The sequence below is a fragment of the Rhodococcus gannanensis genome (genome assembly GCF_042681175.1).
Taxonomy (GTDB): domain Bacteria; phylum Actinomycetota; class Actinomycetes; order Mycobacteriales; family Mycobacteriaceae; genus Rhodococcus_G; species Rhodococcus_G gannanensis.
Window position 1 is genome coordinate 627,498 of record NZ_JBHUFB010000010.1, and the last position, 13,297, is coordinate 640,794.

The following is a 13,297-nucleotide window of genomic DNA, read 5'->3' on the forward strand; positions in this document are numbered from 1 at the left end:
ACGCCGCTGCGCGGTGCGACAGCCCGGACGAGCCGCGGTGGTGGGACGAGGCGGCGGTAGCGTGTGTGCCCGTGACCGACTTCAGCGCCGACCTCCAGCTCGCCCTGCGCATCGCCGACGCCGCCGACGCCATCACCCGCGACCGCTTCGGGGCCCTCGATCTGCATGTCGACGACAAGCCCGACCTCACGCCGGTGTCGGACGCGGACCTGGCCGTCGAGCGGGAGGTCCGGGCCGTCCTCGCCGCGGAACGCCCGGACGACGCGGTGCTCGGTGAGGAGTTCGGCGGCGACGCCATCTTCGACGGCAGGCAGTGGGTGGTCGACCCGATCGACGGCACGAAGAACTTCGTCCGCGGCGTGCCCGTGTGGGCGACCCTGATCTCACTGCTGCAGGACGGTGTCCCGGTGGTCGGCGTGGTGAGCGCGCCTGCGTTGTCGCGGCGCTGGTGGGCGGCGACCGGCTCGGGGGCGTTCGCGACCGCGGGTGACGGCGAGCCGCGTGCGATCACGGTGTCGTCGGTCGACGCTCTCGGGTCGGCGAGCCTGAGCTTCTCCAGCCTGTCCGGCTGGAAGGACCGTGGCATCCGGGATCGGTTCGTCGACCTGACGGACGCGGTGTGGCGGGTCCGCGGCTACGGCGACTTCTTCTCGTACTGCCTGCTCGCCGAGGGCGCGTTGGAGATCGCGGCCGAGCCCGAGGTGTCCCTCTGGGACCTCGCCGCGCTCGACGTGCTGGTGCGCGAGGCCGGTGGCCGGTTCACCAATCTCGAGGGCGCGGCCGGTCCGCACGGTGGTAGCGCCGTCGCCACGAACGGATCGCTGCACAACGAGGTCCTCACCCGACTCGGAACCGCCTGACCCGAGCGCCGACGGTCGGCCGAACCGGCGGCCGGTACCACGACGCAGCGACGGACACAAGGGTCGCACGGCTGGTTCCGGGCACCCCGGTTGCGGCCTGACGGCGGAGTTCGAGGCCGCCTCCGCCGCGAAGACTCGATGTCGATCCACCGTCGACACCGAGGAGTTCCGTGAGCGCCCGCACCACCGCCCTGTCCCGCCGGTCCTTTCTGATCGGACTGGCCGCCGCGCCGGTCGCACTGTCGGCGGCGTGCGCAGGGGACGGCGTCGGGTTCGCGACGGAACCCGCGCGCTCCGTGGCCGGTCGGCGGCGGCCGCTCCCGATCCCTCCGCTCGCGACGGCGACGACCGACGCGTCCGGAGTCCGGCGGTTCGCCCTCACCGCCGGTCCGGGATCCACCGAGATGCTGGCGGGCACACGCACTCCCACGTGGGGGTACAACGGTTCCGTCCTCGGCCCGACGATCCGCGCCCGGCGCGGTGAGACCGTCGCCTTCACGATCGACAACGCCCTCCCCGAGGCGACGACTGTGCACTGGCACGGGCTGCACGTGCCCGCCCGATACGACGGCGGCCCGCACCAGACGATCGCCCCGGGCGCGCGGTGGGAACCGACGTGGACGGTGAATCAGCCGGCGGCCACGCTCTGGTACCACCCGCACCCGCACGGCACCACCGAGAAGCACGTGTACCGCGGCCTCGCCGGCTTCTTCCTCGTCGACGACGAGGACACCCCGTCGAGCGGACTGCCCTCGACCTACGGGGTGGACGACATCCCGATCGTCGTCCAGGACAAGCGGTTCGCGGCGGACGGCGCACTCGACGAGTCGGGTTCCACCGACGTCGGTCTCCTCGGCGACACCGTGGTCGCGAACGGGTTCGCCGACACCTACCTGCCCGTGAGCACCGAACTGGTTCGGCTGCGCCTTCTCAACGGTTCCGCCGGGCGGATGTACAACCTCGGGTTCTCGGACGATCGCGAATTCGACATGGTCGCGAGCGACGGCGGCCTCCTGCCCGAACCGGTGCGGCTGACTCGGATCGCGCTCAGCCCCGGCGAGCGAGCCGAGATCGTGGTGGCCGCAGGCGCCGCCCCGGTTCTGCTGCGCGCCTTCCCGTTCGAGGACGGCGCCGGGCTCGACGCGCCGGAGGCCACGGACGCCGGCGTGCACGACGACTTCGACGTCGTCGAGCTGCGTCCCACGACGACCCTCGGCCCTTCGGCCGCGATCCCCGACACCCTCGCCACGGTTCCCTCGATCGACCCGAACGCCGCGGTCGCTCGCCGCGAGTTCGAACTGCAGTGGTTCATGATCAACGGGCAGCAGATGGACATGGCACGCGTCGACTTCACGTCGGCCGTGGACACCGTCGAGGTCTGGACCGTGCGCAACGTCGACAACTGGCCGCACAACTTCCACGTCCACGACACCCAGTTCCAGATCCTCGACATCGACGGCGCGACGCCGCCGCCTGAGCTGCGTGGCTGGAAGGACACCGTCTACACGCCGCCCGGCAGCACGCTCCGGCTGGCGCTGCGGTTCAGCGAGTACACCGACCCGGCGATGCCGTACATGTACCACTGCCACCTGCTCCTCCACGAGGACATGGGAATGATGGGCCAGTTCCTCGTGCTCGGACCGGGCGAACAGCCACTGCCGATGGCCGCCACGGGAATGGGGACCGGGCACGCGGCGAGCGCCCCGACGACACCGGGCGCCGGCCACGGCGGGCACTGAGCGGTCGTCGGTCAGGTGCGTCGATGCGCGAACACGGCCAGCCGCACCCGGTTGTCGCAGCCCGTCTTGTCCATCAGGTTCGCGATGTGGGACTTCACGGTGGACAGACCCAGGTGCAGTCGGTCGGCGACCTCCTGGTTGCTCAGGCCCTCGCCCACCAGCGCCAGCACGTCCTCCTCGCGCCCGGTGAGTTCGATGCTCTCCGTGGCGTCCCGTCGCCCTGTGGTCGTGCCACCGTCGACGGCACGGTCGACCAGCCGCCGGAGCAGTGCAGGCGAGAACTGCAGGTCACCGTCCGCCACCCGGCGAACGGCATCGAGCAGATCGGCCGGCGCGGTGTCCTTGACGAGGAATCCCGCCGCACCCGCCGCGAGCGCCGGGTAGAGGTGGTCGTCGTCGTCGAAGGTGGTGAGCACCAACACCTTCGGCGGTGCCGCGCCGGAGCAGATCTGCCGGGTCGCCTCGACGCCACCCACGCCGGGCATGCGAAGGTCCATCAGGATCACGTCCGGCGACAGCTCGACGGCCAGCCGGATCGCGTCGGCACCGTTCACCGCCTCCCCGACCACGGCGAGGTCGTCGCTGGACTCGATCAGCATGCGCAGACCTGCGCGTACCAGCCTCTGGTCGTCGACGACGAGCACGCGGATCATCGAGGTTCCCCTGTCGTCGCGGCGGGCAGCCACACGCGGACCCGCCATTCGTCCGGGGCGGCGTCGACATCGAGCGTGCCGTCGGCGAGTTCGACCCGCTCCGCCATGCCGACGAGGCCGTAGCCGTCGCCCGATGAGGACCTCTCGGCGCAACGGCGGTTGGTGACCGTCACGGACACCCCACCGTCGCGCGGAACGGCCCGAACACCGACGGTCGCAGCGGGGTCGGCGTGCTTCATCACGTTGGTCACGGATTCCTGGACCACCCGCAGCAAGGTGAGCCGACCGATCGCATCGAGGTTCCGGATCCAGGGGTCGATGTCCGAGTCGACGGCGAACCCGGCCGCACGCAAGCGGTCGACGGCGGCCTCGATCTCGGCGGGGACGGCGTCTGGTTCGACGAGCGCGACCTCGCCCAGGTTCGGATCCCGCAGCGCCACCGTCATCCTGCGGACGTCGGACAGGGCGCCGGTGGCGGTGGCGCGCACGTCCTCGAGTACGCCACGAACCCGCGGATCGGCGTCGGCGAGCACGTGTTGGGCGGCACCGATCCGCAGCACTATCGACGCCATGTGGTGCGCGGTGAGGTCGTGCAGTTCGCGTGCGAGCGCGGTGCGTTCGGCCGCACGCACCCGCCCTGCGTCGTGGGCGCGACGCGCTTCGGCCTCGGCGGCGCGCGCCCGCAGCTGGGCGGCGAGGTCGCGTTGCGCGCGCAGGTACAAACCGAGGAGCAGTGGGAGGCCGACGGCCGCAACCGTTTCGACGGCGGTTGCGGCCCGCCAGAACGGAGTGTTCTCCGCGGCGAGTCCCAGCAGTACCGCCGCGGCCCAGCACGCGGCGAGGAGGACAGTCGTGTCCGTGCGCCGAGTCCGCATCACGGCCTCGGTCAACGCGACCGCCCCCAGGTACGGGACAAGACCGGAGAGCCCCCATGCCTCCGCCGCGAACATCGGAATCGCGAGCGCCGACAGCGCGACGGACACCGGAGTCGGCCACCGGGCGCCGAGCAGGAACACGACCGCGGACGACATCGCGGCCATCCAGTACCACGCCGGGACCTGGAACTCCCCGGGGAAGTCGCTCGCCAGCAACATCAGCGGAACGAGGACCAGCGGCAGCCCGCGCAGCAGCGCTGTCGGCGGGGTCAGCGGGCGACGTTCGGGCACCGGTCCACAGTAGGCCCGGCGGCGGTTCCGACGCCGGGCCCCGCGCCGTCAGCGGACGGGCAGATGCACCGCCGTCACCAGTTCCGCCTCGGGGGTTGTGCTCGGATCGGTGACGTAGACGTTGAAGTGGTGCGTGGTGACGTCGTCACCGTCCCGCGCCGCGGACAGCCCGTGCTCGGCGAGGAAGGCGGCGATCGCCTCGTGCGCCCGCGGGATCGCCTCGGCATAGGGGCCGGTCACGGTGGCCACCACGACCCGCCGGTCCGGGACCGCGACGGTGTGCAGTGGCGCGTCGACCGCGGTGCCGGGCGCGACGGGCAGGAACACCGACTCGTCGACGTCCGCTTCGCGGAACTCGCCGTCGTGTTCGATGCACCCACCGGGTCCGGCCGGGGTGACGCCCTGCGACTGCACCGCGGGCATGAAGCGTTGCCAGAGTTCGCCTTCGGCGGCGTAGTCGGCGACGGTGCCGCGCAGGCAGACGAGCGTGTGGGCGGGCATGTCGGTCAGTTCGACAGTGGTCATGGCGATCTCCTCGGTTGTCTCGTCGAGCATCCGGTCCAGGGCACGCAGTCGGGTCCGCGCGAGATCGGCCTCCTCGACCAGGGTGCGGCGATGCATGTGCAGCGCACGCCGGTACGCGGGAGTTCCGTCGGCGGCGAGCAGCGCCCCGATGGCGGACACGCCGAATCCGACGTCGCGCAGCCGGCGGATGCGGGCTGCGTCGGTGATCTGCTGCGGCCGGTACCGGCGGTAGCCGGTGGCGGCGTCGACGGCAGCCGGGGTCAGCACGCCGTGTTCGTCGTAGTGACGCAGCATCCGCACACTGATGCGCGTCAGCGAGGAGAACTCGCCGATCGCCATCAGGGTGTCGTCGGTGTCGGGGTCGTCGGCCATGGATCAGAGTCTGCGGCCTCACACGATGTGAGAGTCAACATCGTGATCTCGTGTCGCACGAGTTCGCTACCCCAGCGTCACGGTGTCAGCGCACGACGCACTCGGGCCGACCGGCCGCTCTCGCAGGATTTCTCGGGCCCGCGCACGGGCTGCGTTGAATTCGTACCAGGCGTCGGGCTGCACCCGGGTCCCGCGCAGCGCGCAGGAGCGGACGGGTTCGGGCAGCCGATCCAGGGCGGGTACCGCGTCCACCGTCAGCCCCCGCAGGTAGCTCACGTCGATCGATCCGGTCCGCTCGTATCGCTCGACGTTGCGGTCGGCGACGAGTCCGTCGGGGTTAACCGCCGCAAAGATCAGCAGTCCGGCCGCCGCCGATCCGAGCACGACCCGCGGCAGGTGGTCGCCTCGCATCCGAATCCCCGCCACGAGCAGAACGCCGAAGACCACACCGAACCAGAGTTCGACCGCCCACACCGACAGTCGCAGCCGCGTGTATCCGAAGGCGTTCTCGTACAGCGACATTCGATGGAGTGCCGATGCGACCACGACGATCGCGAGCAGGCACAACATCCCGAACAGCACGCGGGCCAGCGCCCGGTCCCGGGCTGCGCCTCGGTTCACCCGGCGGACGGCGATCGCGATCACGACCAAGGTCAGGACTGTCACCGCGCACAGCTGCCAGAATCCCTGACGGGCGTACTGTGCGTACGTCAGGCCCGGCGTCGTCATCACGTGCTCGTGGCCGCCGAACATCACGCGGACCTGGACGGCCACGAAGCCGGCGAACAGCAGGACCAGGGCGAGCAGCGGGACGGCCCATTCCCAGGCTGCCACCGGGCGCCGGGGAGGTGGCGCGAGACGGTCCAGGCGGATCGGCCGGCGCCACAGGTACGCGAGGGCCAGCGACACGACGACGACCGCCGAGCCGGTGACGATCCCTGCGGTCAGATCGTCCGTGTGCACACTCGGAGCGACACCACCGAGCATTCTGCCGAATTCCGGGTCCGCTTCCGCGAACAACCAGCCGAACACCGTGACGAGGACGGCACTCACCGCGACGACGCCGAGCACGCGCGGGGCACGGAGGCGAACGCCGGTACCGCGGCGACCTCCACGTCGCCGCACCCAGCCGACGAGCCGTGTCGGTGTGCACCACACGGCGAACGGCGCGAGCCCGATTCCGGTCCACCGTCGCACCCCGAGCAGGGCGACGGACCCGACGACCCAGCCGGCGACGACACACAGCGCGATCAGCCAGCCGGCGCCACGCACCGTCGCAACGGACAGCATCGCGACCGTCACCGCAACGGCGAGCAGGTGGCCACGGGACGGTCGTGGACGGCCGGCGACGACGGCTGCTCCGGCGACGACGAGCCCGACGAGCGGGTACGTGAAGCCGGGTGTGTCCACTCGCAGGACGAGGGCGGCGAGGGCACCCGCGCCGAGAGCGGCGGCGAGGGTCACGGTCGGCGCGATCGACGTCCGGTCGCGCCGCCACAGGCGGGTCCCGGATCCCGCCGGTGTCCCCGAGCACGTCGCCGACGGTGGACCGATGGTCGGAGTGGTCACAGCTGAGTTCCCTTCCTCACCGCCTCCCGGTCGAGGGCAGGCGTCATCGCGGGACGGCGGCGGGTGCCGGCGTCCCTCTGTCTCGTCGGACTGTCAGGTGGGTAGTTCGACCCTGATGCAGCATCCGGACGGTGTGTCGAGGACCCCTATCCGGCCGTCGTGCAGCTCGACCGCCCACCGCGCAATGGCGAGCCCCAATCCCGTTCCCCCGCCGGTGGTTCCACCTCGACTGAAGCGCTCGAAGACCTGGGTCCGTTCGGACACCGGGATTCCCGGGCCGTCGTCGTGGACGTCGACGACCAGGTGGGACCGTCGGTCGACGTGCGCCCGCACGTGCACCGACGAGGACGCCCCGTGCCGGAGTGCGTTGTCCACGAGATTCGACACAGCCTGACGCAGGCGAGCGGTGTCGGCCTCGGCGCGCAGTGTCACGGGCTGAACGTCCAACCGGAACTCGACGCCGGCCGCAGGACCGACGCGCTCGTCGAGGACACCCCGAAGGAACGGCTCCACCTCGAACCGGTGCCGTTGCAGCGGAACGACTCCCGCCTCCAGACGGGACAGGTCGAGGAGGTCGCGCACCAGGTCCGCGAGCCGTTCGGTCTGGTCGAGGGCGGTGTGCAGGGCGGCGGGGTCGGGCTCGACGACACCGTCGACCATGTTCTCGAGGACCGCCTGCAGGGCGGCGATCGGGGTCCGCAGTTCGTGCGAGACGTTCGCGATCAGCTCGCGTCGATACCGGTCGTCGGCTTCGAGGTCCTCGGCCATCCGGTTGAACGCCCGCGCCAGCTCACCGATCTCGTCGCGGGAAGTGGCCCTGACACGGCGGGACAGGTCACCGGCCGCCATCGCCCGGGTGGCCGCGGTCATCTCCCGCAGCGGAGACGTCATACCGTGGGCGAGGATCTGCGTGACAGCCAGTGACACCAGCAGCGCCGCGCCGAGGGCAAAGCGGAACTGCCAGTCGGAGGCGAACCAGAACGTCACAGACGCAGCGAACACCGACAACACCACCAGCAATCCGGTCTTGACCTTGAACGACCGGAACGGGTCGAGGGGCCGAGGCCACCTCATCGCGGCACCCGGCGTCCGGGAACCTCGACCGCGTACCCGACGCCGTGGACGGTGCGGATCAGGTCGCTACCGAGTTTGCGGCGCAATGCCTTGACGTGACTGTCGACGGTCCGGCTGGTGGCCCCGCCGCCCCACCCCCACACCTGTTCGAGCAGAACTTCCCGGGGCATGGCTGCACCTGGCCGGCCGGCCAGGTGCAGCAGCAGGTCGAACTCGGTTCGCGTCAGGTGCACCTCGACACCACCCGTGCGGACCCGGCGGGAGAGGGGGTCGATCTCCACCGGCCCGATGGTGAGCACCTCGCCGTCGCACCCGCCCACGCCCCGGTCGACGCGGCGGAGCAGCGCGGCCACCCGGGCCACGAGCACCCGCATGCTGAACGGTTTGCTCAGGTAGTCGTCGGCGCCCACACCGAGCCCGATCACCATGTCGGTCTCGTCCGCCCGCGCGGTGAGCATCAACACCGGTACGGGCCGCCCGGCCTGGATGCGACGGCACACCTCGAGACCGTCGAAACCCGGCAGCATCACGTCCAGGACGACGAGGTCCGGACGACACGAGGCGCATTCCTCGACGCCGGTGGGCCCGTCGGAAGCGACCCGCACCGCGTATCCCTCCGCCGTCAGTCGGACGGCGATCGCGTCGGCGATGGTCCGGTCGTCCTCGACGACGAGCACGGTGCGCTGGGTCATGACCTCGACTGTATGGCCCGGATGAGGGGATTCCGGGAGGGACTTGTGAAGGTTCGATGGAGGATCCGGCAGGATCTCGCGAACTCGGCTCATGCCCGCCCGGAACACCGATTCACGTGTACTCTCGACTTCACTTCTTACTCCGGAGTAAGATACGAAGAGTCCGAGTCCGTACACCGAGAAAATGGTGATCATGACCAAGCAAGACAGCGTCGCGAAGACCAACGGCGCGAGCAGTGACACCCCGGCAGCCCGCCGTCCGCGCGACACCTCAGCTGTCGGACTCAACCCGATCAAGCGGGACGCGATGGGCGCCGCCATGCGCGTGCTGACCAGGATCACAGGGTCGGACCTGGCGGAGAAGTACAACCTCCGCGAGCCCATCAACCGGGTCACCTACCAGGGCACCAAGACCGGCTTCCAGACGCTCGGCGCGGCCACCCGCACCTTCGCGAAGGTCTCGGGCGGCGGCAAGCCCACCCGCCTGCCCGCCGGCGAGGCCAAGAACGCCGACTACTTCGACCTCACCCCCACCGACGAGCAGCAGATGATCGTCGACACGGTGCGCGACTTCGCCGCCGAGATCCTGCGCCCCGCCGCCGCAGGCGCCAACGACGCCGCCGCCGCACCCGCCGATCTCGCCAAGCGCGCCGCGGAACTCGGCATCACCCTCATCAACGTGCCCGAGGAGTTCGAGGGCGTCGCAACCGAGCGGGGTGCCGTCACCAACTCCCTCGTCGCCGAGGCCCTCGCACACGGCGACATGGGCCTCGCCCTGCCACTGCTCGCCCCGAGCGGTGTCGCGGTCGCGCTCACCCAGTTCGGGTCCGAGGCACAGCAGAAGACCTATCTGCCGTCGTTCACCGGCGAGAGTGTGCCCACCGCAGCGGTCGTCGTCACGGAGCCGCGCGCACTGTTCGACCCGTTCGCGTTGCAGACCAAGGCCGTTCGCTCCCCCAGCGGTTACCGGATCAGCGGCGTCAAGTCGTTCGTCCCCGCGGCAGCCGATGCCGAGCTGTTCGTCGTCGCGGCCGAACTCGACGGCCGGCCCACCTTCTTCCTCGTCGAGTCCGACTCGAAGGGCCTCGTCGTCGAGGCCGATCCGAGCATGGGCCTGCGCGCCGCCGGGCTCGGCCGCCTCGTCCTCACCGACGTCGCCGTGCCCGAGTCCGCGATCCTCGGCGAGGCGGACGCCGACCAGCGTGCCACCGACTACGCCGACGCGATTCGGCTCGCCCGCCTCGGCTGGGCGTCGCTCGCCGTCGGCACCGGCCAGGCCGTACTCGACTACGTGATCCCCTACGTCAACGAGCGGGAGGCGTTCGGCGAGCCGATCAGCCACCGCCAGGCGGTCGCGTTCATGGTCGCCAACATCGCCATCGAGCTGGACGGGCTGCGCCTGGTGACGCTGCGTGGCGCATCGCGCGCGGAGCAGGGCAAGTCCTTCGCCCGGGAGGCGGCCCTCGCTCGCAAGCTCGCCACCGACAAGGGCATGCAGATCGGTCTCGACGGCGTCCAGCTGCTGGGCGGCCATGGGTTCACCAAGGAGCACCCGGTCGAACGCTGGTACCGAGACCTTCGCGCCATCGGCGTCGCCGAGGGCATCGTCCTCATCTGACGCGCGAGCCCTCACACTTCACAGGAGAACATCACCGTGATCAATCTCGAACTTCCCAAGAAGCTGAAGGTGTCGTCGAACCAGGCGCACCAGGTGGCCGCGCAGATCCTGCGCCCCGTCTCCCGCAAGTACGACCTCGCCGAGCACGAGTACCCGGTCGAGCTGGACACGATGGCCGCAATGGTCGAGGGTCTCAACGACTCCGGCACCGGCGCGTCCGGCGCCGCCCTGGGCCGCGGCGACGAGCCGAAGCTGGTCGGCAACGCCAACGGCGGCAACATGGCGTCGCTGATGAACGTCATCGAAACCTGCTGGGGCGATGTCGGTCTCACCCTCTCGATCCCCTACCAGGGCCTCGGCAACTCGGCGATCGCCGCCGTCGCGACCGACGAGCAGCTGGAGCGCTTCGGCAAGGTGTGGGCCTCGATGGCGATCACCGAGCCCGGCTTCGGTTCCGACTCGGCCGCTGTCACGACCACCGCCGTCCTCGACGGCGACGAGTGGGTCCTCAACGGCGAGAAGATCTTCGTCACCGCCGGTGAGCGCTCCACCCACATCGTCGTGTGGGCGACGGTCGACAAGACGAAGGGCCGCGCCGCGATCAAGTCCTTCGTCGTTCCCCGTGACGCGCCCGGCCTCTCCGTCGCGCGCCTCGAGCACAAGCTCGGCATCAAGGCGTCCGACACCGCGGTGTTGCTGCTGCAGGACTGCCGGATCCCGAAGGACAACATCCTCGGCGACCCGGAGGTCAACGTCGAGAAGGGTTTCGCCGGGGTCATGCAGACCTTCGACAACACCCGCCCGATCGTCGCCGGCATGGCCATCGGCCTCGGTCGCGCCGTCCTCGAGGAACTGCGCGGCATCCTGACGGAGGCGGGCATCGAGATCAGCTACGACATTCCCGCCAACAACCAGCACGCCGCCGCCGCCGAATTCCTGGCGATGGAAGCCGACTGGGAGGCCGCGTACCTGCTCGCGCTCCGCGCGACGTGGATGGCCGACAACAAGCAGCCGAACTCGCTCGAGGCGTCCATGTCGAAGGCGAAGGCCGGTCGCACCGGAACCGCGGTGTCGCTCAAGGCCGTCGAACTCGCGGGCACCGAGGGCTACTCGCAGCGTCCCCTGCTCGAGAAGTGGGCGCGCGACAGCAAGATCCTGGACATCTTCGAAGGCACCCAGCAGATCCAGCAGCTGATCATCGCTCGCCGCCTGCTCGGGAAGTCGTCGACCGAGCTGAAGTAGTCGACCACGCCAATGCCGGAAGTCCCCTCCCGATCGGGAGGGGACTTCCGTCGTTCGGCATGTGTCAGCGAGACGGAACCAGCGTCCGAATCCACCCGCCTACGGCGGCTTCGACCTCGGTCCGGGGATCGGCGTCCCGGAGCGACCTCGTCCCGCACACCAGGTCGAACACCAGCCCCTCGCAGAGGCTGACGAGGTCGCGTGCCGAGGCGTCCGCGTCGTCGACCGCGAGCACGTCCATGAGAGCCCGAGCAGCCTCGACGGAGAACAGGCACGACGCCAGTTCCGATCGAAGCCGTTCGTCCGCGACGGCGTCCGAGACGAATGCGTAGCGCGCGAGGACGTCGGTGCGCCGATCGGCCACGAGGGCACCCAGGTACCCCGCGATCACACCTGCCGCGTCCCGTGCGGTCCGGGGCGGCTCCGACGGGACGAGACCGAGGAACTGTGTGCGCGACCGCTCCGCGAGGTGCGTGATCGTCGCGGACACCAGTGCCGCGCGGGTGCGGTAGTAGTACGAAGTCGATCCGCGGGCCAGGCCGAGCCGCGCGTCGATCGCCTGATGGGTGACGGCGTGATTGCCGCCCTCCGCCGCCAGCTCGACCGCGGCCCGGCAGATGAGGTCACGGCGGGACGGACGTTCGGTCATGCACCCACACTAGTCCATCCCTCTACGATGCTAGAGTCGCGGCCGTGCGCCGACATCGCAGGAACCGGGAGGGACCGCTCCCCGTCGACGTGTTCGACACCGCCGCACACGAACTCGGGTTCCAGCTCGACGCGAACCAACAGCGTGCGGCTCGCGTCCTCGCGACCACGCGCGACGACGTGTACCTGTGGGGGCCGCCCGGACGCGGCAAGAGCTGGCTGATGGCAACCTACTTCGCTGCGCTGACCACCGACCGGAAGCGGCGGGTGCACTTCCACGAGTTCTTCCACGAGCTGCACTCCGCGGTCCGCCGACATCGATACGACCTGACCGCCGCACTGGACGGGTTGTTGCGCGACGTAGAGATCGTCTGCTTCGACGAGTTCCACGTGCACGACCCGGCGGACGGCCGTTTCCTCGCCCGATTACTGCCCGCTCTGCTCGACCGGAAGGTCCGCATCGTGCTGACCTCCAACCACCGTCCCCACGCACTCATGCCGAATCCTCTGTTCCACGACACCTTCCTGCCGACGATCGACCTGATCGAGCGGCGACTCACCGTGATCGGGGTCGACGGCGAGGTCGACTACCGGAGCCGATCGGATCACCGATCCGGGTTCGCCGCGGGCCGATGGCTCTTCCCCGGCACCCGGGATCAGGAACTCCTCGCCGGCCTGGATCGACCCGGGCCGGGCGACCGGATCGTCGTCCCGGCTGCCGGCCGACCGGTCACCGCCCGTCGCGCGTCCGCCGAGGAACTGTGGATCGCCTTCACCGACATCTGCGTGCGCCCGACCGCGCCCTCCGACTACCTCGCACTGGCCCGGAACCACCGCCGGTGGGTCGTCGACGGCGTACCCGACCTCGAGTCGGCAGGCGCGGAACCCGCACAACGCTTCGCCAACCTCGTCGACGTCCTCCACGACCTCGACGTGCCCACCGTGTTCCTCGCCGACACACCGCTGCGCCGACTCGCGGTGGGCAGCGGCATGCCCGTCGAGGTCGCGCGGATGACCAGCCGTCTGCACGAGCTGCGGCACGGCGAACCGGTGACCGACAAGGAGGAACCGCGGACCGCGGCATCGTGAGCCCCGAACGGTGCGCCACGACGCCGGCGAATACCCCCCACATCGGACAC

At 70.4% G+C, this 13,297-nt stretch carries 12 protein-coding genes; 5 read left to right on the forward strand and 7 right to left on the reverse strand.

Annotated features, from left to right (window positions below; genetic code table 11):
* Positions 1-71 precede the first annotated feature (71 nt).
* Both hisN and ACFSJG_RS14010 read left to right on the forward strand, forming a co-directional pair.
* Complete coding sequence (hisN, locus tag ACFSJG_RS14005) at positions 72-860, forward strand: histidinol-phosphatase (protein WP_378485803.1); 789 nt, start codon at positions 72-74, stop codon at positions 858-860.
* Between the two features lie 170 nt (positions 861-1,030).
* Positions 1,031-2,599 (forward strand): multicopper oxidase family protein, encoded by a 1,569-nt coding sequence (locus ACFSJG_RS14010; protein ID WP_378485804.1) that lies wholly within the window; start codon positions 1,031-1,033, stop codon positions 2,597-2,599.
* Between the two features lie 11 nt (positions 2,600-2,610).
* Here ACFSJG_RS14010 and ACFSJG_RS14015 read toward each other — a convergent pair whose 3' ends face one another.
* The 6 genes from ACFSJG_RS14015 to ACFSJG_RS14040 form a co-directional block, all read right to left on the reverse strand.
* A complete protein-coding gene (locus ACFSJG_RS14015) occupies positions 2,611-3,252 on the reverse strand; it encodes a response regulator (protein ID WP_378485805.1) in 642 nt (213 codons plus the stop codon).
* Positions 3,249-4,418, reverse strand: coding sequence for a sensor histidine kinase (locus tag ACFSJG_RS14020; protein ID WP_378485806.1), 1,170 nt, complete (start codon positions 4,416-4,418; stop codon positions 3,249-3,251). The genes ACFSJG_RS14015 and ACFSJG_RS14020 overlap by 4 nt, the downstream gene beginning before the upstream one ends.
* A gap of 48 nt (positions 4,419-4,466) precedes the next feature.
* Entirely contained in the window at positions 4,467-5,315 is an 849-nt protein-coding gene (locus ACFSJG_RS14025; RefSeq protein WP_378485807.1) for a MerR family transcriptional regulator, read from the reverse strand.
* Positions 5,316-5,381: 66 nt separating this feature from the next.
* Positions 5,382-6,884: a DUF4153 domain-containing protein gene (locus tag ACFSJG_RS14030; RefSeq protein ID WP_378485808.1), complete on the reverse strand. Its 1,503-nt coding sequence runs from the start codon at positions 6,882-6,884 to the stop codon at positions 5,382-5,384.
* A gap of 93 nt (positions 6,885-6,977) precedes the next feature.
* Positions 6,978-7,958: a HAMP domain-containing sensor histidine kinase gene (locus tag ACFSJG_RS14035; protein WP_378485809.1), complete on the reverse strand. Its 981-nt coding sequence runs from the start codon at positions 7,956-7,958 to the stop codon at positions 6,978-6,980.
* Entirely contained in the window at positions 7,955-8,650 is a 696-nt protein-coding gene (locus ACFSJG_RS14040; protein WP_378485810.1) for a response regulator transcription factor, read from the reverse strand. The genes ACFSJG_RS14035 and ACFSJG_RS14040 overlap by 4 nt, the downstream gene beginning before the upstream one ends.
* Before the next feature lie 187 nt (positions 8,651-8,837).
* Here ACFSJG_RS14040 and ACFSJG_RS14045 point away from each other — a divergent pair, with 187 nt between their 5' ends.
* A complete protein-coding gene (locus ACFSJG_RS14045) occupies positions 8,838-10,268 on the forward strand; it encodes an acyl-CoA dehydrogenase family protein (RefSeq protein ID WP_378485990.1) in 1,431 nt (476 codons plus the stop codon).
* Positions 10,269-10,304: 36 nt separating this feature from the next.
* Positions 10,305-11,510 carry an acyl-CoA dehydrogenase family protein gene (locus ACFSJG_RS14050; protein WP_378485811.1) on the forward strand — a complete coding sequence of 402 codons (1,206 nt, stop codon included), beginning with the start codon at positions 10,305-10,307 and terminating at the stop codon, positions 11,508-11,510.
* A gap of 64 nt (positions 11,511-11,574) precedes the next feature.
* Here the strand turns inward: ACFSJG_RS14050 and ACFSJG_RS14055 are convergent, their stop codons facing one another.
* Complete coding sequence (locus tag ACFSJG_RS14055; protein WP_378485812.1) at positions 11,575-12,159, reverse strand: TetR/AcrR family transcriptional regulator; 585 nt, start codon at positions 12,157-12,159, stop codon at positions 11,575-11,577.
* Between the two features lie 44 nt (positions 12,160-12,203).
* Here ACFSJG_RS14055 and zapE point away from each other — a divergent pair, with 44 nt between their 5' ends.
* Positions 12,204-13,247, forward strand: a complete 1,044-nt coding sequence (zapE, locus tag ACFSJG_RS14060) for a cell division protein ZapE (protein ID WP_378485813.1) — start codon at positions 12,204-12,206, stop codon at positions 13,245-13,247.
* Positions 13,248-13,297: the final 50 nt, after the last annotated feature.

Excerpts from the sequence above, each read along its gene's own strand:
- ACFSJG_RS14015 (WP_378485805.1), bottom strand. The coding sequence starts at position 3,252 with ATGATCCGCGTGCTCGTCGTCGACGACCAGAGGCTGGTACGCGCAGGT.
- ACFSJG_RS14025 (WP_378485807.1), bottom strand. The coding sequence starts at position 5,315 with ATGGCCGACGACCCCGACACCGACGACACCCTGATGGCGATCGGCGAG.
- ACFSJG_RS14035 (WP_378485809.1), bottom strand. The coding sequence starts at position 7,958 with ATGAGGTGGCCTCGGCCCCTCGACCCGTTCCGGTCGTTCAAGGTCAAG.
- ACFSJG_RS14040 (WP_378485810.1), bottom strand. The coding sequence starts at position 8,650 with ATGACCCAGCGCACCGTGCTCGTCGTCGAGGACGACCGGACCATCGCC.
- ACFSJG_RS14055 (WP_378485812.1), bottom strand. The coding sequence starts at position 12,159 with ATGACCGAACGTCCGTCCCGCCGTGACCTCATCTGCCGGGCCGCGGTC.